Genomic DNA, 20,409 nt, shown 5'->3' on the forward strand with positions numbered 1-20,409 from the left:
GGCATTGGATGGACATGCGCCGGCGCAGCCATCATGCACGTGGCGACGGCTTCTTGACGAGCCATCCGCCCGATGCCGCAGACACGGCATCGGGTACGGGTGCCGCGTCGAGTCCGGCACGCCGTTGTTGTTCGGCCACGACGCCGACCCGTTCCGCGCGGCGGAGCGATCGGTCCGTCGACACCGCGGTCCTCGACCAACGCGCGGTGACACCGGAGCATCCGGGGTCACCGGTCGGTTTCCATCGCAGGAGGTGCACTTCGCCTGCGAAGAGGTGACGAGGGCGGTTCGGCCGGTCATCGCGGCGCGCTCGCCATGTTGCCCGCCGGATCGGCGGCGGGCCGAACCCGTCTCGGCCCGCTCCCGCGCGACACCGCCACACGCAAGCGCACTTCCCCGTCATTGTCCCGTGTCGGAAGGTTCGTCAGATGCGCCGTACACCCACCCTCGGCAGCGGAGCCGGCAGATCCCGCAGATCCCGGAGATACGGCAGATCGGGCGCGGTCGCGATGGCCGCCCTGGTGGCCGTCACCGGCAGCACCTACCTGGGCGACGGCGGCCGCACCGCCGCCGGTTCCGCGCCGCACACCGCGAACGCCGCGGGCACCGCGCAGGACCCGAACATCCCGTTCGTCTGCCAGGAGCGCCGGCCGCAGCCGGCCGACCCGAACGCCTACGGCATGCAACTCGACGGCTCGTTCCTGGACCCCGCGTCCACCCCGCTCGACGAGGAGAACCCGCACCCCTTCCCGGGGCGCCGCGCCGACTACGACGACAGACAGTACGTGAAGAACATGAACGTCGAAGCCGCCTACGAGGGCTACGACTTCACCCCGGACTTCTTCCACACGTGGCAGAACATCGTCGACTTCGGCGGACGCCGGTACATGTTCCAATACGACCGTTCCGAGGGTCGCGTCTACGACATCACCGACGTCAAGCACGTCACGGTGGTGGAGAGGATGTCCCGCGAGGACGTGGGCGGCGACGAGCTCAAGGCCAACGGCACCTGGGCGGCGGGCGACTACTGGGGCGCGTCCACGATCCAGTGGAACAAGCGGCTGAACGCCTACGTGATGGTGCAGTCCTTCGAGGACAAGCGGCAGATCAGCGAACTGACCGACGAGCCGGGACACGACAAGTACGGCAACCCGGAGGGCGTGGCGAAACTGCGCGCCAAGCCCGGGCTCAAGGGCTTCAAGGTCTACCGCCTGGACGGGCCGAGGAAGGCGGATTGGCGGCTGATCTCGACCGTCAGCACCGACTCGACCCAGCCGAACCCGCTCGACAGCGACCCGGGCAAGGCCCAGCAGGGCTCCGGTTCGCTGGACGTGCCGTACTGGGACGGCGGCAAATACATGTTCATCGCCGTCGCGCCGAACGACACCTTCGCCAATACCGAGTACCCGACCAACCTGCACTCGGCCGGCTACCAGTCCTACGACATGTCCGACCCGACCAGGCCGAAGCTCCTGGACACCTGGCACCTGCCCGGTCAGGTCACCGGCGAGGAGGAGGCGTACGCGAAGAACCCGCGCTGCGGCAACCGCACGAGCTGGCTGGGCGCGCGGATGTCGCTGTTCGTCCCCAAGCCGGTGGAGCAGGGCGGCCGGTACGGCTTCGCTGTCCAGGGCGGTCTGGGCATGACCATCCTCGACATCTCGGACCCGGCGAGGATGCGTCAGGTGGGCCACGTGGACCTGCCGCCGTCGGTGGCGGGCACCGAGGGCGACAACATCGACGTGTCGCAGTACGAGAAGACCGGGATGATCTACCTCTCCGGCTATCCGTTGACCGAGGACTGCTACGAGCCGTACAAGCCGATCTACCAGATCGACGCGCGGGACGTGGCCAACCCCCGGATCGTCGGCCGGTTGCCCCGACCCACGCCGCCGAAATCGGCCGGGATCACCGACTACTGCCAGCGCCGGGGCAGCTTCGGGCCCAAGCGCACCGGCTACTACACCAACCCGGGCCGGCACGACGACGGCACGCTCGTGTACGGCTTCTACAACGCGGGCGCCCAGGTCTTCGACGTCAAGAACCCGGCCCGGCCGGAGATCGAGGCGTACTTCGTGCCCAAGGCGTTCGGCACCAAGACCAAGGATTGGCCCACCGAGGACGGCGCCTTCCCGGAGTGGGCGATGGGCAACCAGACGCACGGCGTCTACGTCGAGTGGGACCGCAACGTCGTGTGGGTGCTGACCAACCACGGCATCTACGCGCTGTCATCCAAGGACGTGCTCGGCAAGCCGAACCTGGGCAAGCCGAAGGAGCCGTTCCGCAACAGCGGGTTCTGATTCGGACCGAAGGATACGGCCGAGGCTCGACGTCCCGCGCGGGGACGCCGGGCCTCGGCGCGTCGGGTGCTTCCGGGCTCGGGCCGCCGGTTCAGGCGTCCGGCTCGTCCTCGTCGTCCTCGTCGCCGCAGACCACGTCGAAGAAGTACTCCATGTCCTCTTCCGTGCGCGCTCGGAACACGATCATCGCGCCGTCGTAGCGGGCCAGCAGATCGGGGCTCGCGAACCAGCGCACCCGGTTCCCGGGTTCGTCGCATTCGGGATACCCGGGGAACGCCACCTCCCGCATCTCCTCCGGTAGTCGGTCGATCTCTTCGGGAGCGAGTTCGATCGCCTCGACGAGTTCGTCGTCGAAGAGCAGGATCTCCGACAGCACGATCTCCACCGCCGCCATCGACAACCGCGGCAGCCAGGCCGACCAGGGGTCGGCCGGCTGCGCGGCCATGCCGTACCTCGCGAGCACCGCGGGATCGTCGCCGTCCGGCCGCACACCCCACCACGCGACGCCCTGGTTCTCCTCGCGGAAGACCAGCACGCCGTCCTCGACGTAGAGCCTGTCCGGCGCCAGCAGGACGTCGTGATTGCTCGTCAGGTCGCCACGCCGACCCAGAAGTTCGTACAGCTCCCGAAGCGCGGTCGGCAACCGCACGCCCAGTCGCGCGGCGCTCGCGTCCAGTTCCGCCGGGTCGTATCCGTCCGCGGCCCCGATCGCCTCGGTCCGGTCGGCGGCGAACGCGCGGATGAACTCCCAGGCTCCGGCCCGATCCGCGAGCGCCGCGGGCAACTCCGCGTGGATGTCGAAAGTCATGCCCGGACGCTACCGGGTCACGCGGACGTCCCCCGGGCGCCGCCGCGCTATCGGGGCATCAGGGTACGACCCTTGCGCAGGTCCAGGAAGGCGACCACGAACGCGGCGAGCACGAAGCCCACCGAGACCATCAGTCCCTGGCGCAGCGGCGCGGCCCAGTCCCGGCCCTGGTCGGCGGCCAGCCGGGAGAAGAAGACCGACCCGACCGCCGCGATCCCCATCGCCGAGCCGATCCGCTGCCCGGTCTGCAACACCCCGCCGGCGGCGCCGCCCTGCACGGGCGGCACCTCGGCCAGGGTCAGCGTCTGGTTGGGCGAGATCACCAGTCCACTGCCCAGTCCCGCACACAGCAGCGGCGGCACCAGTACCCAGCCCACCTGGTGCCCCGGCACCTCGAACACGGTCAGGATCGCGGCGACCAGACCCACCGCGACCATCAGCAACCCACCGGTCACCAGCGCGTGGCCGAACCGGTTCACCAGGCGCCCGCCGATCGACGCGCCGACCGCCGAACCGAGCGCGAACGGGGTGATCGCCAGGCCCGCGAGCAGCGCGCTGTAGCCCAGCCCGGACTGGAGGTAGAGGGTGAAGACGAAGAAAATCGAGGTGAACCCGGCGAAGTAGAACAACATCACCAACAGGCCGAGCGTGTACGAGCGGACCTTGAACAGCGCCAGGTCGACCAACGGTTTGCGGCCGCGCCGGCCCTGGCCGATCTCCCACAGGACGAAGACGACGAAGAACACCGCCGCGACCGGCACCAACAGCCACTTGGCGGGACCCTTCCACTGGCGCTCCTCGACCAGCGGCAGCAGCAGAAACACCACGCCGGAGCCGAGCAGCAACACACCGACCGGATCCAGATCGCGCAGGCAGGCCCGGCTCTCGTGGTCGGGACCGGGCAACAGCCGCAGGGCCAGCACGAAGGCGACGATGCCGATCGGGAGGTTGACGTAGAACACCCAGCGCCAACCCTCGTCGGCGCCGAACACCTTGATGATCAGGCCGCCGAGCAACGGGCCCACGGCCGTGGAGATACCGATCACGGTGCCGAACATGCCGAACGCGCGGCCGCGTTCGCGACCGGAGAACATCTGCTGGATCAGCGCGGACACCTGCGGCGTGAGGATGCCTCCCGCGATGCCCTGGAGGAGCCGGGCCAGCACCAGCCACTGGGACGTCTGCGCCGCGCCGCACAAGGCACTGGCACCGGTGAACAGGGCCAGGCCGGTCATGAACATCATCCGGCGACCGCGCGCGTCGCCGATCCGGCCGGCCGGTACCAGGGCGAGTCCGAAGGTCAGCGCGTAGCCGGACAGCACCCACTGGATTTCGCTCACGCTCGCGCCGAGGCCCGCGCGGATGGACGGCAGCGCGACGTTGACGATGGACACGTCGAGCAACGTGATGAACCCCGCGATCAGACAGACCGCGAGCGCCTGCCAGCGACGCGGGTCGGGCTCGTCGCGCTCGGACACCGTCCCACGCCCCTCCTTCGGAGCCACCCATGACGGTGGCCATCCGAAGGACGGTGCCCACATCGGGCGATGGCAAGGCCGCCGCGCGGGTGACCCCGGCGCCGTGCGCTCGCGTCTTGCGGCCCGAGCCGGCCTCCGGCCCGGTGCCCGCAAACGCCGGGCGGGCTGATTGGCGTGGCTCGCCGCGCGCTTTGAGCGACCCAGGCCGTTGCGATGGCGTGGGCTCGACGAGTGCCTGGGCGATTGCGATTGGGCACAGGCGCGTCAGTACATGAGGGTCACCGCGACCGGGAGGTGGTCGGATGCGTTCGATGGTGGGGAGTCGACGGCGGCGACGCGCAGCCTGGTGTCGACCAGGACCTGGTCGATCTCCTTGTTCGGCTTGTCTGCGGGGTAGGTTCGGATCGGGCGGGCACGGGCCAGTCCGTCCACGAGTCCGCGCCCGGTGAACGCCTTCATTTGCGGGCTGTCGATCGTCGCGTTCATGTCGCCGAGTACCACCACCGGCGCCGAAGCGCCCATTCGCGCGGCGAACTCCGCGGCGCGTTCGGCCTGTGCCCGAGGCACCTCGTCGTCCGCGTCCTGAAGATGTGTGGACACCACGGCGATCGACTTGCCGGGCGCCGCCTCGATGACCACGCCGAGAGCCTGCGCACCGGTCGGCGCACCACCCGCCGGCAGCTTGATCGACTCCAGGTGCCGGATCGGCTTGCGAGTGAGCACCGCGTCGCCCCACTGCGGATCGGCGGCGGGTGCGAACCGGTACGGCAGGTCGAGCCGCCGGGCGAGCAGCGTCAGCACGTCGTGGCCGCCGTTGAGGAACCAGGCCCGGTCCACCTCGTTCAGCACCAGCACGTCCGGCTTCAGCGCCCGGATCGTGTCCGCCGTGCGGTCCGGGTCGAAGCGACCGTCCACGCCGAAGCCCATCCGGATGTTGTACGTGACCACCCGCAACGTCCCCGCCGCCGCGTCCGACACCGGTGCCGATCCGGCGGCCGGCCGCAGCCCGAACGCGGCGAGCGCGATCAGTACGGGGAACACGGTCGCCAGGGCCGGCGAGGCGTGCACCCGCTCGGCCCAGGATGGGGGCGGCGGGACGTCCCTGAGCCGATCCGCCTTGCGGGCTCCGGCAGCGCCGGCCGCGGGCGCGGCGGGCGTACCCGGCCGGCTGCCCGCACGAGCGGGCGCGGGTTTGGCGCCGGGACGCGTGTCGGGCCGTCGACCGGGTCGTTGCGCGCCCCGACCGGCGCGGGGCCGACCGCCGAGCGGGACGTCGGACCGGGTCCCGCCGTGCCCACCACTGTGCGCGACCGTCCGGCCTCGGGCGCGCGCGGGCGCGGGCGCGGATTCGGCCGGAGCGGGGGCGCGCCCGTCCCGCACCGCCGCCAGGCCCGCCGGCACCGCGAGCGCGAGCACGCCCAGGAGCAGCACCCGGCCGCGGGCCAACCCGCCGATCTCGACGTCGTAGCGGGCGTAGTGCAGGAAGGTCAGCGCGAAGAAGCCGACCATGCTCCAGGCCGGCGCCCAGCGCACGGCGGGTCGCCCGCGCCCGGCGGCGTCGCCCAGGACCAGGCCCACGCCGAGCGCCCCCAGCGCCTGCCAACCGGCCGCGCCGCTCGGCGCCAGGCCGACGATCCCCTCGTGCGCGCTCGTCTCCAGGTAGCCCGCGCCGACCACGCCGGCCACCAGGAACACCAGGCCGAGCGGCAACACCCACGCGCCGCGCAGCCGCGACACCGGCACCGCGAGGGCCCACGCGCCGACCAGGACCGGTACACCCCAGCGCGGCTCACCGGCCGCCGCGTGCGCGACGCCGACGTTGCCGAACAACACGCCGGTGAGGAACAGCACGGGCCCGAGCACGGACCACAGGACCGGCTGCGGCGTGGGGACCACCGGCGGCGCGATCCACACCTGCGCGGCCACGAACACCACGGCGAGCGTGCCCAGTACGGCCCAGCCGCGCCAGACCTGAAGCCACATCGGATCCAGCGTGCCCAGCCCCGCGTGCAGCGCCACCGCCACCGCCGCACCGGCCACGACCCCGACACCCGCGTCCCAGCCGGTGTGCGCCACCGCGATCAGCCAGCACAACGCGGCGACCAGCGCCAGACAGGCGAGGTAGAGCTGCGCGTCACCGCCGTCGGTGAACTGCAACCACAGCCGCACCATCACCATCGCCACCCCGGCCGCAACCGCGACCGGCCGCCCACCGACCCGCCGGCACAGCGGCACCGCCGCGAACGCGACCGCGAACCAGGCGAGCGCGAACAGGCCCAGTTGTTCGGCGGGCGTGGCCCCGGCATCCCCGTACACGGTGATCAGAGAGGGCAACCACACCCGCAGGATGTCGACCAGAAAGACGATCCCCAGAGCGATCGCGATCACAGGCACGCGCAACCCCCGTCTCGATGGCGGGGTCAGCATAGAGCGGCGAAACACGCTTCGGGAGGCCACTCTTGACGATCGATCAGCCAATCCTGCGAGTGGCTCGGCGGGCCGCCGAGGACCGACGGAGCACGTCGCGGCGGCCGTCCGGGCGAGGCGGAACGGCCGTGCTCAGGGGTGGGTCACGCGGATCGCCTCGGCGAGTGCGGTCAAGGCGGCGGTGATGCCCTTGCGTACGTCGGGGTCGGCGATCAGGCCGTCCGGGCCCACCGCGTCGCGGGCCACGCCCACGTGTACGCAGGCCGCGTCGACCACGTCGGCTCCGGTGTAGCCGAGCACGACACGCAGCGACTGGTGTGCCTTGGCCGCGCCGCCCGGGTTGGCGGAGGCATTGATCCAGGCCACCGGCTTCTCGCTGGTCTCCACGCCGCCGACGGTCCAGTCGAGCAGGTTCTTGAACGACCCGGGCAGCGCGCCGGCGTACTCGGGAGTGGACAACAGCACCGCGTCGGCGGCGTCGATCGCGGCCCGCAGCTCCACGACGGCCGGCGGCAGCGGCTCGTGGTCCTCGTCCGGATTGAAGTGCGGCAACCGACCGAGCCCGTCGAACACGACCGCGTCCACGCCGGACGGCGCGACCTCCCGTGCGGTCCGGACCAGCGCGGAGTTGGTGGACTCCGCGCGAAGCGACCCACTGATCAAGAGCACCCGACGATTCGCTGTCATGGCCGGTCAAGGTAGCACCGCGAAAGCATTACCCTCACGTCATGAACACGCCGGTCGAGAAGGTCGCCGAGGCGCTGCGTGCGCTCGATGCCACGGGAGAGATCCGGGAATTCACCGAGACGGTGCCGACCGCGGCAGCCGCCGCCGAGGTACTGGGCTGCGACGTGGGCGCGATCGCCAACAGTCTGGTGTTCTCCGCCGACGGCCAACCGCTGCTGGTGATCACCAGTGGGGCACATCGGGTGGACACGCGGGTGGTCTCCCGACTCCTCGGCATCCGCAAGATGCGCCGCGCCGACCCGGCCTTCGTGCTCTCCGCGACCGGCCAGGAGGTGGGCGGGGTGGCCCCGGTCGGCCACCCGCATCGGATCCGCACCCTGGTCGACACCTGGCTGGCCAAGCACGACGTGATCTGGGCCGGCGCCGGCGACCACAACCACATGTATCCGACCACGTACGCGGAATTGTTGCGGATGACCGGTGGTCGAGCCGCGGACGTGGAGGCGTAACGGGTCAGCGGCCGGTCCACCGCGGTGCCCGCTTGGCCAGGAACGCGGCGACGCCCTCCTTCATGTCCTCGGACGCGGTGATCGCGGCGAATCCCTCCGCCGTGCCGGCCCCCGCTCGGCGGTCACCGTCATGACAGGCTCCTTCGTGGTCGATCGCATCCCGATGATCTCCAGTCCAGGTCGCTCGCCCCCGCAAGGGCGATGCCCACCTGCTCCGCGCCGGTCCGTGGCGGGACCGGTCCTCACACCGGCCTGCGCACGATGGTCTCCCAGTGCGCCCAGACCCCCGGCGGCGGATCGCGGCGCTCGGTGTGCTCCGCGCGCAACGGCAGCACCGGCTCGAAGTCACGAAGCAGCGCCTCCAGTTCGCGTCGCCCGTAATAGTGCACGGTGAGGCCGGCCTTGAAGCCCGCCAGGTAGCGGAAGGTCCGACCGCCGTCCGCGCCGGCGTCCAGCAGCTCGTGCGCCTCGACCGCCTCGGTGTCGGCGGAGGCGGTCCGCAGCGCGAACAGGCCGCCGGGCGCGACCCGGGCCAGCGAGCCGCGCAGGAGCGCGCGAGCGTCGGTGCGAGTACCGTGCTGGTGCACCTGGATGCCGATCACCAGGTCGTAGCGCCGACCGGGCGGCAGATCCTCCTGGGTGCCGTGCACGAGCGTCAATTGCGGTGCCCGGGTGGCGAGTTGGTCCAGGGCCGTACGGGAGGGGTCGACGCCGACCAGGTCGAGGCCGGCGCGGGTCAACGGAATCAGGTTGCGACCGTTGCCACAGCCGATCTCCACGCCCGAGGTGCCCGGCGCGGCGACCGCCAGGATGCGGTCCACGAACGCATCGGGCCCGACGTCCGCGTACATCCCGCCCGCATAGGCGTTGTCCCAGTAGTCCACGGCGATCCGATCCCGGTCCATGGGGTCGAGCCTGCCAGATCGGGCCCGGCCCTTCGCCGGCTTCGAGTCGGCGAGTCGGCGACGACGAACCGGCCACGTCCACACCCGCCGGAGGGGTGTACGACTTTCCCTCGGTCGTGCGTCGGCTTCTGCCGTGGTCAGGCCAACTCGCCGATGAATCGACCCAGCTGGGTCAGGTTGCGGCACTCGATCATGGAGATCTGCCGGCCGTACACACCGGCGATCGAGTCACCGGTGTCCCAGTCCCGCTCCGGCTCGGGATTGAGCCACCACGCGTGGCGGGCCGGCGTCACCATCGCCGCGAGGGCCGTCAGGGCCGGGTCCTGGTAGTTGTTCCGCGCGTCGCCCAGAATCAGCAGCGAGGACTTCGGGCCGATCACGTCGCCATAGCGCCGCACGAAGACGTTGAACGCGTGTCCGTAGTCGCTGTGTCCGCTCAACCGCACCAGATTCGCCTCGGCGGTCAACCGGCGCATCGCCTCGGTGACGTCGCCACCCGGCTGCTCGAAGAATCGGGTCACCTCGTCCACCGTGTCGATGAACGCGAACGCCCGTACCCGGGCGAACTGTTCACGCAGCGCGTAGGCGAGCATCAGGGTGAAGTGGGCGAAGGAGGAGACCGACTCGCTCGCGTCGCACAACACCACCAGTTCGGGCTTGTGCGGCCGGCGCGGACGGTGATGGGTGGTCAGGGGCACGCCACCCGTGGACAACGACGCGCGGACCGTCCGGCGAAAGTCCAGGCGACCGTGCCGGCCCGCCCGTTGCCGGATGGTCAGCCGGGTGGCCAGGCGCTGCGCGAGCGGTTGGATCTCCCGGCGCAGCGCGATCAGATCGGTCCGGCTCGCGCGCAGGATGTCCAGATTCTCCACGGCCGGTTTGACCGCGGTCTCGGCGACCCGCTCGATGCCGCGTTCCTCGGCGAGCCGGCGACGCACGTCGGAGAGGATGTGCTCGTTCAGCCGGTCCACCCGGGCCTGGATCATCCGCCGCGCGTTGCGTTCGGCCACCCCGCCCGGGAGTCGCCCGCCGAGGACCGCGCGCAGCAGACCCGCCATCAGCGTCCGCGGGTCGAGCGCGCGACCGACCATGTGCGCGGACCACGAGGCTCCCGAGGGCCCGTCGAAGGCACCGAACCGCCCGACCGCCTCACGCGCCAACCGGCGCAGGGCGATGTCGTCCTCACCGAGCAGGAGTTCCCGCAACCGATCGCGGAAGACCTCGGCGTCGGCGGCGTCCGCACTCGCCCCGCCCTCGGCCGCGCCGTCCGGCCGCTCGCCGGTCGCCGCTCCGACCGGGTCGGCGTCGGCCCGCGCCGCCGCGCCCACCGGGAACCACAGCTCGAACAGCGTGTCAAAGACCGCCCGGTGAGTGTGCCGCTTGCACAGCGACGCCGCGTAGGCGGCCCGCAGTGTCTCCCGGTCCGTGAGGTCGAGCACGGTCAACGCACGGGCCGCGTCCAGTCCTTCGGCGAGCGACACCGGCAATCCGCCGTGTCGCAGCGCCCGGACGAAGCCGACGTGGCGGTCGAGGAGGGACATCGGCGTCAGCCGCCGATACCGGGCAGGCCGAGTTCCTTCGCGGCCCGCGTGTGGTCGGAGGCGTGCTTGAGCACGACACCGAGCGTGCTCGCTATCGTTTCCTCGTCCAACTCCTCGGCCGCCAGCGCGATCAGCGTCCGGGCCCAGTCCAGGGTCTCGGCGATCGAGGGCGCCTTCTTGAGCTCCAGGGCCCGCAGCGACGCGACGGTGCGCACCACCTGCTCGGCGAGCTGCTCGCGGATTCCCGGTACCCGGGTGAGCACGATGTCCCGCTCACGCTCCGGCGTCGGATAGTCGATGTACAGGTACAGACAGCGCCGCTTCAGCGCCTCGCTCAGTTCGCGCGTCGCATTCGAGGTGAGCACCACGAACGGGCGCCGCGAGGCGGTGATCGTGCCCAACTCGGGGATGGTGACCTGGAAGTCGGAGAGCACCTCCAGCAGCAACCCCTCGACCTCGACATCCGCCTTGTCCGTCTCGTCGATCAGCAGCACGGTCGGCTCGTCGCGGCGGATCGCGGTGAGCAACGGCCGGGCCAACAGGAACTCCTCGGCGAAGATCCCGGCCCGCGCCTCGTCCCACCCGTCCACGCCCGCCTGGATGCGCAGCAGTTGCTTGCGGTAGTCCCACTCGTACAGCGCGCGCGACTCGTCCAGGCCCTCGTAGCACTGCAACCGGATCAGCTCGGCGGACGCGGCCGCCGCGACCGCCTTGGCCAGCTCGGTCTTGCCGACTCCCGCCGGGCCCTCGATCAACAGCGGCTTGCCCAGCGCGTCGGCCAGGAAGACGGCGGTCGCGATGCCGGGATCGGTCAGGTAGTCGACGGCTCCGAGCCGGGTGCGGGCGTCCTCGGGCGAGGCGAACATCGTCATGGTGGTGCACTCCTCGCGGGGCGATCTGCGGCGGGGCGGCGCGCCGGGTTGCCGCCGGCCGCCTCTCAAGCTAGCAAGAGGCGCGCGTGGCGTATGCAACGGCGTGGCTGCCCCGGCGCTGGTAAAACCCCGGCAAGATGAGGGGTTTCCACCCTCCGGCGACCGGCCTCGCGCTGCTAGCTTCCCGATCGTGGCGACCTTTGTGATGCATGGCACGCGAGTTCTCGCGGTGGGCATGAACGGAGAGGCGGTCAAGGCCCGAAACGGGACGATGATCGCCTATGACGGACGGATGTCCTTCAAACGACTGTCCGGCGGGGGTGAGGGGCTGCGCGGAATGGTGACCCGCCGGCTCACGGGTGAGGGCATGACCCTCATGGAGGTGAGCGGTGAGGGCACCTGCTGGTTCGCCGACCGGGCCACCGAGATCAATCTCGTCCAGCTGACCGGCGAGACGCTGCACGTGGAGTCGAGCAACCTGCTCGCCGTCGACCAGAGTCTGCGCACCGGCACCGAGTTCACCGGCCTGAGCGGCGCGACCAGCGGCCAGGGCCTGTTCACCACGACCGTATCGGGCCAGGGCACGGTCGCGGTCACCTCCGACGGGCCGGCCATCGTGCTGCGGGTGTCGCAGGGCGAGCCACTGTCGGTGGACCCGGGGGCGTATGTCGCGCACACCGGGCAGCTGCGCAAGGAGTTCGTCAAGGACGTCAATTGGCGCACCTTCATCGGCGAGGGGTCCGGCGAGAGCGTGCAGTTGCGCTTCCAGGGCGACGGGCTGGTCTACGTACAGCCCACCGAGCGGCAGACCATCGGGGGGCAGACGTGACGTTCGACCAGGTCAACTCCAAGATGATCGAGGCCACCGTACGACCGGGGCAGACGCTGTACTGCCTGCGCGGGGCGATGCTGGCCTACCGCGGCGAGGTGTCCTTCACCCCGACCACCACGGGGGCGCAGGGCGTCGGCGGGATGATCGGGCGGCGGCTGGCGGGCGAGTCGGTGCCGCTGATGAAGGCCGAGGGTGACGGCACGGTGATGTTCGGTCACGCGGGCCGACACGTGCACCTGATCCAGATCACCGGCGACACGCTGCACGTCGAGGCGGACCGGCTGCTCGTGTTCGAGGACTCGTTGCAGCAGGGCACCATGTTCATGGGCGCACAGGGCGGCGTCCGCGGGATGATCCGCGGCCAGGTGACCGGCCAGGGACTGTTCACCACGACGCTGACCGGCCACGGCTGGTGCGGGGTGCTCGCGCACGGCGGCGTGATCGAGCTGCCGGTCCAGCCGGGTCGCTCGATCCACGTCGACCCGCAGGCGTACGTGGCGCATCGGGGCCACATCGAAAACCGGATCGGCGCCAACGTGGGTTGGCGCGACGTGATCGGGCGCGGTTCCGGCGAGGCGTTCCAGCTGGAGCTGTCCGGCACCGGCACGGTCTACGTCCAGGCGAGCGAGGAGAAGCTGTGACCGCCCCCGGTTCCGGCCCTGCGGTGTTCGACGCGCGAACGCTGCCGCAGGACGACAACGTCAATCCGTACACCTTCTGTGTGGCCCTCGACGGCGAGTGGTTCGTGCAGAAGGGCAAGATGATCGCCTACTACGGGCGGATCAAGTTCGAGGCGCTGGGCGTGGGCGCGCTCGACCGGCTGGTCACCGCGAACTTCAACTCGCCGCTGTACATCCAGGACTGGATCGTCGCCCAGGGCAAGGGGCAGTTGCTGCTCGCCGACCGCGGCTTCGACGTCAACTCGTTCGACCTGGAGCAGGGCAACCTGACCATCCGGGCCGCCAATCTGCTCGCCTTCCAGCCCGGCCTGGACCTGAAGCAGTCGATCGTTCCCGGGTTCGTCACGCTGATCGGCACCGGCAAGTTCGTCGCCGCCTCCAACGGCGCGGTGCACTTCGTCGAGCCGCCGATCCGGGTGGACCCCGAGGCGCTGCTCGGCTGGGCGGACTGTCCGACGCCGTGCCACCACTTCGACACCAAGTACATGCGCGGCGCGCTGGGCATGGCGCGCCGGCTGACCGGCCTCGGCGGCGCGTCCGGCGAGGAGCACCAGTACGACTTCGTCGGGGCCGGCACGGTGCTGATGCAGTCCTCGGAGATCTCGATCGACCCGAACCTGATCCCGGCCCAGGCCGCGGCGGCCAACCAGCCGCCCGGTGGGCAGCAGGGCGTGCCGGGGATTCCCGGACTGCCGAACATCCCGGGTCGGTTGGGACGTCTGCTGCAATAGACCGGCGCGGCGGGAACCGGCGACAAGGTCGTGCCGTTGACGTGGGGAGGCCCTTCACCGGGGACGGTGAGGGGCCTCGCCAATGCTTCGGATGAGCGGGCGTGAGTCGCCGGGCGGGTCGGGCGCGGGACGCCGTGCCGGCCCGGCGGGGGTCGCGTCGAGCGCTGCGGCCGGGCGGGCGGCCCGGGCACACCGGGTCGCTCGGGTCGACGCGGTGGGCCTACCGGCTCACAACTGGTCGGCCAAGTCACTGTCCGCCGCCACCTCGCGCAGCAGTTGGACCAGCACGCCGACCCCCTCGTGCTCCTGGTCGGCTCGCCAGAACGCGGTCACCGCGACGTCCGGTGCTCCCGTCAGCGGCACCTGGACGACCCCGCGGACCGGGCGCTGCCGGGCCCATCCGCGCGGCGACAGCCCCACCCCTTGGCGGTCCACCACCCGCGCGATCACGTCGTCCACGCTGCCGTACGCCTCGACGATCTCGGTCGCGCCCGAGCGCCGCAGCGCCTCGGTGACGCGCGAGTACAGCCTGGGGTGCGGCTGGCGCGGCCACACCACGATCGGCTCGCCGCACCCGACCAGTTCGGGCAGGTTCACCGACAGCCGCCCGGCGAGCGCGTGCTCCTGCGGGAGCAGCGCGACGAACGCGAACGTACCGACCCGGGCGGACTCGAAGCCCGGGCCCAGATCCGGCAGCCAGCCCAGTCCCGCGTCCAGGACGCCCTCGCGCACATCGGCCACCTGACGGGCCGTCGGCTCGCTGGTCCACTGCACACGCAGCGCCGGGTGGCGGATGTGCAGCGCGGAGATCGCGGCCGACACGAGCGAGGGGCCCAGGCCCGAGGTATACCCCACGCGCACCTGTCCGGCGTCCCAGGTGGCCCGCCGACGCACCTCCGCGCACGCGTCGTCGAGCACCCGCAGCGACTCGTCGAGCCGACTGCGGAACACCTCGCCGAGCGGCGTGAGCGCCACCGGCAGCGAGGATCGGTCCACCAGCCGGGCCCCGAGCTGCTGCTCCAGGCGGCGCACCGCCTTGCTGACCATCGGTTGGGACAGATACAGCCGTGCTGCGGCGCGGCCGAAGTGCCGTTCCTCGGCGACGGCCAGGAAACATCTCAGGTCACGCAGTTCCATGGAAACCCACCTATGCCGTGTCGGCATAACGTTAGCAACAACAGGGGCTTGGCTGACGACCCGTCAGCGGGTTTCCTGGGTAGCGCAGGGTCCACGCGTCGCAAGCGGGGCCACCGCCGCCGGGCCCACGCAGACGCGACGAGTCGCGTCGAGTCGCAAAGAGTCGCAAAGAGTCGCAATAAGGAGCAGGCCATGACGCTCGAGATCCCGCGCATCATCTCCGTGGACGACCACGTGGTGGAGCCCCCGGACCTGTGGACCTCGCGACTGCCCGCCAAGTACAAGGACCGCGGCCCGCGCGTGGTGCGCGACAAGGCGAAGTTCAACTTCATCGGCGGCGTGTTCTCCTACGAGCGCGGCGTCGAGGACGGCGAGTGGTGCGACTGGTGGCTGTACGACGACCTGGTCTACCCGTTCCCCAAGCTCTCGGCCGCGGTCGGCTTCGACACGCTGGACGTGACGCCGGTCACCTTCGACGACATCCGGCCGGGTGCGTGGATCCAGTCCGAGCGGCTCAAGGACATGGACGCCAACCACGTCGACGCGTCGCTGTGCTTCCCGAACATCCTGCCGCGTTTCTGTGGCCAGGCGTTCTACGAGCGTGAGGACAAGGAACTCGCGCTGCTGTGCGTCCAGGCGTACAACGACTGGATGATCGACGAGTGGTGCGCGGGCGACGGCAAGGGCCGCCTGCTGCCGATGACGATCATCCCGCTGTGGGACGCGAACCTGGCCGCCGCGGAGGTGCGCCGGTGCGCGGCGAAGGGTTCGTTCGCGGTCGCCTTCTCGGAGAACCCGGTCCCGCTGGGCCTGCCGTCGGTGCACGACAAGGACCGCTTCTGGGACCCGTTCTTCCGGGCGTGCGAGGAGACGAACACGATCGTCTGCATGCACATCGGGTCGTCCTCGAAGATGCCGTCCACGTCGCCGGACGCGCCGTTCATCGTCTCCTCGGTGCTGACCTTCCAAAACGCCATGGGCTCGATGGTCGACTACATCTTCTCCGGCGTCTTCGACCGCTTCCCGAAGATGAAGATCGCCTACGCCGAGGGCCAGGTCGGCTGGATGCCGTACGTGATGGAGCGCGCGGACAAGCTGTGGGAGGAGCGCGACGACAACGCGTTCGGCTCGTCGCTGACCCAAAAGCCCAGCTCGTACATCCAGGACCGGATCTACGGCTGCATCTTCGACGACGAGATCGGCCTGCGCAACCGGGACGTGATCGGCATCGACCAGATCTGCTTCGAGGTCGACTACCCGCACGCGGACTCGACCTTCCCGAACACCCACAAGGTCGCCTTCGACATCGCCACGAAGGCGGGCCTGACCCAGGCCGAGTGCGACAAGCTCTTCCGCACCAACGCCATCAAGGCCTTCGGCCTGGAACGCTTCGGAATCACGAAGTAACCCGCCCCCGCCGGCCGCGCCCCCTCCCCCGGGCACGGCCGGCGGTGTCATGTCCCGGGCTACTTGCGGACGCCGCTCATGTCGGCGTTGCCGGCCGCCTTGGCGACCAGGTCGGGGATGACGTCGGTGAGTTCGGCGGGGGTCCAGCGGGCGCCCTTGTCGACCGTGGGGCCGTTGACCCAGCCCTCGGCGACGCTGATCGAGCTGCCGGTGACGGAGAAGACCCGGCCCGTGACGCCGGCGGAGGCGGGGCTGCCGAGCCAGACCACGAGCGGCGAGATGTGCTCGGGGGCGAGTTGTTCGGCGAGCTGCGCGGCGGCGGCCTCGTCGGCGAAGCCGGCCAGGTCCTCGGTCAGCCGGGTCAGGGCGGTGGGGGCGATCGCGTTGACCGTGACGCCGTAGCGGCCCAGTTCCTGCGCCGCGATGATGGTGAAGCCCGCGATGCCGGCCTTGGCCGCGCCGTAGTTGGTCTGGCCGATGTTGCCGAAGATGCCGGACGGCGAACTGGTGTTGATGATTCGGGCGTCCACCTGCTCGCCCGCCTTGGCCAGGCCGCGCCAGTACGCCGCCGCGTGGTGCGCGGGCGCGAAGGTGCCCTTGAGGTGGACCTTGATCACCGCGTCCCACTCGGCCTCGGACATGTTCGTCAACATCCGGTCGCGCAGGATGCCCGCGTTGTTGACCAGGACGTCGAGCCGGCCGTACGTCTCGATCGCCTGCGCGATCAGCGCCTCGGCGCCGGCGAAGTCGGAGATGTCGGAGGTGTTGGCCACCGCCTCGCCGCCCACCGCGACGATCTCCGCCACCACGGCCTGGGCCGGACCCGCCGACGCGCCGGTGCCGTCGCGCGCGCCGCCGAGGTCGTTCACCACGACCTTGGCCCCCTCGGCCGCGAACGCCAGTGCGTGCGCCCGGCCGATGCCGTTGCCCGCACCGGTCACGACGACGACGCGTCCCTCGCAGATCCCGCTCATGTGGCCCCTCCCAAGGCTTGTCGATCGCTTCCGACGACCGCTACGGAGGTCACAGTATGTTGAGACCGTTGTCGCGTACATCCTTTGTTCCACCACGCTGCGGAACGACGCGCGCACGGCGCGCGGGTCGCGAAGGGCCGTTGTCACGTGGGGACATACCGAGTCGGCGGTCGACAGCGGGTGGACAAGGGATCGGCCCCCGATCTCCTGGCGGATCGGGGGCCGATCGGGTCGGCCGGCGGCTACGCGCGGCCACGACCACGCGCGCGGTGGACATACCGCAACATCGCCCCGAGGCCGATGGCGAGCGCACCGCCACCGAGCGATATCGCGGCGTTGCCCGTCATGCCGCTGTGGGCCAGACGCGATCCGCCGGATCCGCCGATGCCTCCACCGTTGCCACCGCCCGCAGCACCACCCCGGCTGCCCGGGCCGCCGGCACCGCCGCCGTGCGGCTCGGTGTGCGTACCGAAGGACGCCGCCGATCGACTGGCGGCGGGCGAGGGCGAGTCGGACCGGTACGCCGAGTACGAGGCCGGATGCGAGCCGGACCGAGACACCTCGTACGAGGCCGAGCGCGAGATCGATTGCGAGGCCGAGCGCAAGGCCGGCGGGCCGGCGGAAGGACTCGCCGAAAGCGAAGCCGACGTGGGCCCGCCGCAATCCGGCAGGTCACCGTCGAACGGGTACCGGTGGAACCCGGACCCGGACGTCGACTCGTGGATCAGCGAACCGGCCGTGAAGAACCGCCCGTTCATCCCCGGAACGGACACGGTCGTGGTGCTCGCCGGATTGCCCACCAGCACACTGCCCTGGAACTGGGCGTTGCCCTTGATGGTCACCGACGCGGCCTCCGCGAAGTTCCACAGCAGGCGCTCGCGCAGCCCGGCGGGGATGTCCGCGCTGCCGATGAAGGCGCTGACCACCCGGGTCGGCCCGGTCAGGTTGACCAGCACGGTGGCGCCCGGGGGGATCCTGACGAACGAGATGCCCTGATCCGCGCCGCCCGCGGGATCGGCGATGTCGAAGTCGACGTTGAACACCTGGAGTTGGGACGTACCGTCGCCGGTGAACAGCGTCTCGAAGCCCACGTTCGTAGCGGTGCCGGTGGCCGCGCGCGGGCGGCCGTCCGGGAACGCGTAGCAACTCGACGAGTCGGTCGACCGGGGACGCAGACCGGCGTACGGAGCCGCGGCGGACCCGTCCTTGACCGGGGCGGGCGTCACGGTGTCGCCGGTAAGGGTGCCCGCGTAGCGCACCACGCCGTTGACGGTCCCCTCCTCGGCGCTCAGCGTCTGCCCGGTCGCGACCGTGAGGTTGCCGCCGACGGTGAGGAAGTCCGTGCCGTCGTCGGGGGGCACCCGGGTGCCGGCACCCACGATGCCCACGTTGTAGCTGCCGGACCCCGAGGTCTTGTTCATGTCGAAGTCGCCGAGGGCGACGAGCTTGCCCTCGGCCCCCGCAGAGGATCCGCGTACGGACCAGTCGTTGCCGACGAACATGTTGATGCCGTTGTCGCGACCTGCGATCGGGCCGTTGTTGGGTTCTTCATTCGTGGCCGGACAACGGCCGGGAATGCAGGGGCCGAGTCCGTCGGGCAGCGGCTCGGCGAAGCCCATGGCGGCGAAAACGCCGACGAGGATCACACCGCCGAGGGTGACGACTCCGGACAGCGCGAGGCCCGTCGCGCGGATCCGGGCGTTCGGTTTCCTGTGCATTCCCGAAGAATCAGACATAAATCTACAAATCATGACAAGGCACGCAGAGGATTCCCTCGAATGCCTCCGTCGACGCGGCATGTCGTGCGTCGTCAACCGAGATGCGTACGGTCCGAGTACGCCGCAGGTATGGGATGTGATCCACGGGCCCGAATCGGAAACCGGCTGCGGAACACGATCGTTGGCGAGGCGAGACGAGGCGGGGAGGGTTTCGCGGTCGGTCCGAACCGGGCCGGCGCGGGCCGGCCGGCGCAAGGCTCGTGCGTACGATCCGCGCGGGGCCGGCAGGGTGTCCGTAGCCGCCCTCGCGGCATATCCGAGATCTTGGTGAATGGGAGTCTTCTGTGATCGTCGGTCTGGTCACCGCTGTCGCGGCCTCCGCGTGTTACGGCGTGGGGTCGGTGCTGCAAGCGGTCGGGTCGCGGCGATCCGCGCGCGAGGAGGAGGCCAAACGGGCCGAGCAGGGCGGCGGCAGCGCTCAGGTGACCGGGTACGGCGGCCCGAGCCTGTCCTCCACCGCCAAGGCCGCGGTCACGTGGGAGTTCATCGTCGGCACCCTGCTCGACTTCGTCGGCTTCGCGCTCGGCGCGTTGGCGGCACGGCTGCTGCCGCTGTTCCTGTCGCAGACCATCATCAGCGCGAACCTGGTGATCACCGCCGTACTCGGGATCAAGCTGCTCAAGATCAAGCTGTATCGGGCCGACTGGACCTCGATCGGCGTGGTCTGCGGAGCGCTCGTCCTGCTGGGTGTCGCGGCCGGTCCCGAGGGCGACGGGCACAGTCCGCGCGCCACGCACTGGTGGGTGCTGATCGTCACGTTCGTGGTGATCGTCGGTGGCACCGTGCTGGTCCGCTTCCTGGGCGCCAACGGTGCGATCGTCGCGGGTCTGCTCTCCGGCCTCGGCTTCGGCGGACTCGGCATCGGCGTACGGATCCTGGACGGCGTCGACCCGTTCGACCTGGCCGAGCTGGCCGCCGACCCGGCGCTGTACGCGGTGCTGATCGGTGGCATCGGGGGGATGTACCTGCACACCATCGCGCTGCAGATCGGCTCGGTGAACGGCGCGACCGCGGCGCTCGTGGTCGGCGAGACGGTGGTGCCGGGTGCGGTGGGCGTGTTGTGGCTCGGCGACACCTCCCGGGACGGGCTGGCCTGGATGGCCGTCATGGGCTTCGTCCTCGCGGTGTCCGGCGCGGTGGCCGTCGCGTACTTCGGCAAGCACGAACCGCAGGAACCTTCCTCCGGATCGGATTCCGGCTCGGGCTCGGGCTCGGGCTCGGGCTCGGCATCGGAGGCCAATCCGGCTGCCGGCGCCGGGGCCGCCGCGCGGGGTTGATCGGCCGCCGGGCTCGGGTTCCTCGCGTGCGGCGCACGGCGCGTACGGCCCCGCGGCCCCGAGCCG

The 20,409-nt window shown here is 70.8% G+C and carries 17 protein-coding genes; 7 read left to right on the forward strand and 10 right to left on the reverse strand.

Translation table 11 applies throughout. The features are described 5' to 3' along the window. Window positions 1-428: 428 nt before the first annotated feature. Window positions 429-2,300 (forward strand): LVIVD repeat-containing protein, encoded by a 1,872-nt coding sequence (locus A3IC_RS0116880; RefSeq protein ID WP_026218358.1) that lies wholly within the window; start codon window positions 429-431, stop codon window positions 2,298-2,300. Between the two features lie 91 nt (window positions 2,301-2,391). Here A3IC_RS0116880 and A3IC_RS0116885 read toward each other — a convergent pair whose 3' ends face one another. The 4 genes from A3IC_RS0116885 to A3IC_RS0116900 form a co-directional block, all read right to left on the reverse strand. Beyond that, a complete protein-coding gene (locus A3IC_RS0116885; protein WP_020551229.1) occupies window positions 2,392-3,108 on the reverse strand; it encodes a hypothetical protein in 717 nt (238 codons plus the stop codon). 47 nt (window positions 3,109-3,155) lie between these two features. Beyond that, window positions 3,156-4,649 carry an MFS transporter gene (locus tag A3IC_RS0116890; protein WP_079026490.1) on the reverse strand — a complete coding sequence of 498 codons (1,494 nt, stop codon included), beginning with the start codon at window positions 4,647-4,649 and terminating at the stop codon, window positions 3,156-3,158. Window positions 4,650-4,850: 201 nt separating this feature from the next. Further along, a complete protein-coding gene (locus A3IC_RS0116895; protein WP_158695976.1) occupies window positions 4,851-6,980 on the reverse strand; it encodes an endonuclease/exonuclease/phosphatase family protein in 2,130 nt (709 codons plus the stop codon). Between the two features lie 165 nt (window positions 6,981-7,145). After that, on the reverse strand, window positions 7,146-7,700 hold the full coding sequence (locus tag A3IC_RS0116900) for an NADPH-dependent FMN reductase (protein WP_040876743.1): 555 nt from the start codon (window positions 7,698-7,700) through the stop codon (window positions 7,146-7,148). A gap of 41 nt (window positions 7,701-7,741) precedes the next feature. Here A3IC_RS0116900 and A3IC_RS0116905 point away from each other — a divergent pair, with 41 nt between their 5' ends. Beyond that, window positions 7,742-8,209 (forward strand): YbaK/EbsC family protein, encoded by a 468-nt coding sequence (locus A3IC_RS0116905; RefSeq protein WP_020551233.1) that lies wholly within the window; start codon window positions 7,742-7,744, stop codon window positions 8,207-8,209. 242 nt (window positions 8,210-8,451) lie between these two features. Here the strand turns inward: A3IC_RS0116905 and A3IC_RS0116910 are convergent, their stop codons facing one another. The 3 genes from A3IC_RS0116910 to A3IC_RS0116920 all read right to left on the reverse strand — a co-directional run bounded on the left by A3IC_RS0116910 (window position 8,452) and on the right by A3IC_RS0116920 (window position 11,521). After that, window positions 8,452-9,114: a class I SAM-dependent methyltransferase gene (locus A3IC_RS0116910; protein WP_020551234.1), complete on the reverse strand. Its 663-nt coding sequence runs from the start codon at window positions 9,112-9,114 to the stop codon at window positions 8,452-8,454. Window positions 9,115-9,251: 137 nt separating this feature from the next. Beyond that, a complete protein-coding gene (locus tag A3IC_RS0116915) occupies window positions 9,252-10,655 on the reverse strand; it encodes a vWA domain-containing protein (protein WP_020551235.1) in 1,404 nt (467 codons plus the stop codon). A 5-nt stretch (window positions 10,656-10,660) separates the two neighbouring features. Continuing rightward, complete coding sequence (locus A3IC_RS0116920; protein WP_106668916.1) at window positions 10,661-11,521, reverse strand: AAA family ATPase; 861 nt, start codon at window positions 11,519-11,521, stop codon at window positions 10,661-10,663. A gap of 211 nt (window positions 11,522-11,732) precedes the next feature. Between A3IC_RS0116920 and A3IC_RS0116925 the strand changes: the two genes are divergently transcribed. Genes A3IC_RS0116925 through A3IC_RS0116935 form a run of 3 tightly spaced genes read left to right on the forward strand, consistent with a single transcriptional unit; the run spans window position 11,733 to window position 13,770 of the window. Further along, the gene (locus A3IC_RS0116925; RefSeq protein ID WP_020551237.1) at window positions 11,733-12,356 is read left to right on the forward strand and encodes an AIM24 family protein; all 624 of its coding nucleotides are present in this window, start codon (window positions 11,733-11,735) and stop codon (window positions 12,354-12,356) included. Between the two features lie 23 nt (window positions 12,357-12,379). Then, a complete protein-coding gene (locus A3IC_RS0116930; protein WP_205354073.1) occupies window positions 12,380-13,000 on the forward strand; it encodes an AIM24 family protein in 621 nt (206 codons plus the stop codon). Next, window positions 12,997-13,770, forward strand: a complete 774-nt coding sequence (locus A3IC_RS0116935) for an AIM24 family protein (protein WP_020551239.1) — start codon at window positions 12,997-12,999, stop codon at window positions 13,768-13,770. The genes A3IC_RS0116930 and A3IC_RS0116935 overlap by 4 nt, the downstream gene beginning before the upstream one ends. A 228-nt stretch (window positions 13,771-13,998) precedes the next feature. Here A3IC_RS0116935 and A3IC_RS54910 read toward each other — a convergent pair whose 3' ends face one another. After that, window positions 13,999-14,907: a LysR family transcriptional regulator gene (locus tag A3IC_RS54910; protein ID WP_020551240.1), complete on the reverse strand. Its 909-nt coding sequence runs from the start codon at window positions 14,905-14,907 to the stop codon at window positions 13,999-14,001. Window positions 14,908-15,099: 192 nt separating this feature from the next. Here A3IC_RS54910 and A3IC_RS0116945 point away from each other — a divergent pair, with 192 nt between their 5' ends. After that, window positions 15,100-16,314 (forward strand): amidohydrolase family protein, encoded by a 1,215-nt coding sequence (locus tag A3IC_RS0116945; protein ID WP_020551241.1) that lies wholly within the window; start codon window positions 15,100-15,102, stop codon window positions 16,312-16,314. Between the two features lie 59 nt (window positions 16,315-16,373). On the opposite strand, the gene A3IC_RS0116950 is transcribed toward A3IC_RS0116945, so the two are convergent. Next, window positions 16,374-17,288, reverse strand: a complete 915-nt coding sequence (locus A3IC_RS0116950; protein WP_020551242.1) for an SDR family oxidoreductase — start codon at window positions 17,286-17,288, stop codon at window positions 16,374-16,376. Window positions 17,289-17,530: 242 nt separating this feature from the next. After that, on the reverse strand, window positions 17,531-19,102 hold the full coding sequence (locus A3IC_RS0116955; protein WP_245599324.1) for a choice-of-anchor A family protein: 1,572 nt from the start codon (window positions 19,100-19,102) through the stop codon (window positions 17,531-17,533). A 248-nt stretch (window positions 19,103-19,350) separates the two neighbouring features. On the opposite strand from A3IC_RS0116955, the gene A3IC_RS0116960 reads away from it, so the two are divergent. Then, window positions 19,351-20,343 carry a hypothetical protein gene (locus A3IC_RS0116960; protein ID WP_020551243.1) on the forward strand — a complete coding sequence of 331 codons (993 nt, stop codon included), beginning with the start codon at window positions 19,351-19,353 and terminating at the stop codon, window positions 20,341-20,343. The last annotated feature ends 66 nt before the right edge of the window (window positions 20,344-20,409 follow it).

Origin of the sequence: Embleya scabrispora DSM 41855 (assembly GCF_000372745.1) — a bacterium.
GTDB classification, from domain to species: Bacteria; Actinomycetota; Actinomycetes; order Streptomycetales; family Streptomycetaceae; genus Embleya; species Embleya scabrispora.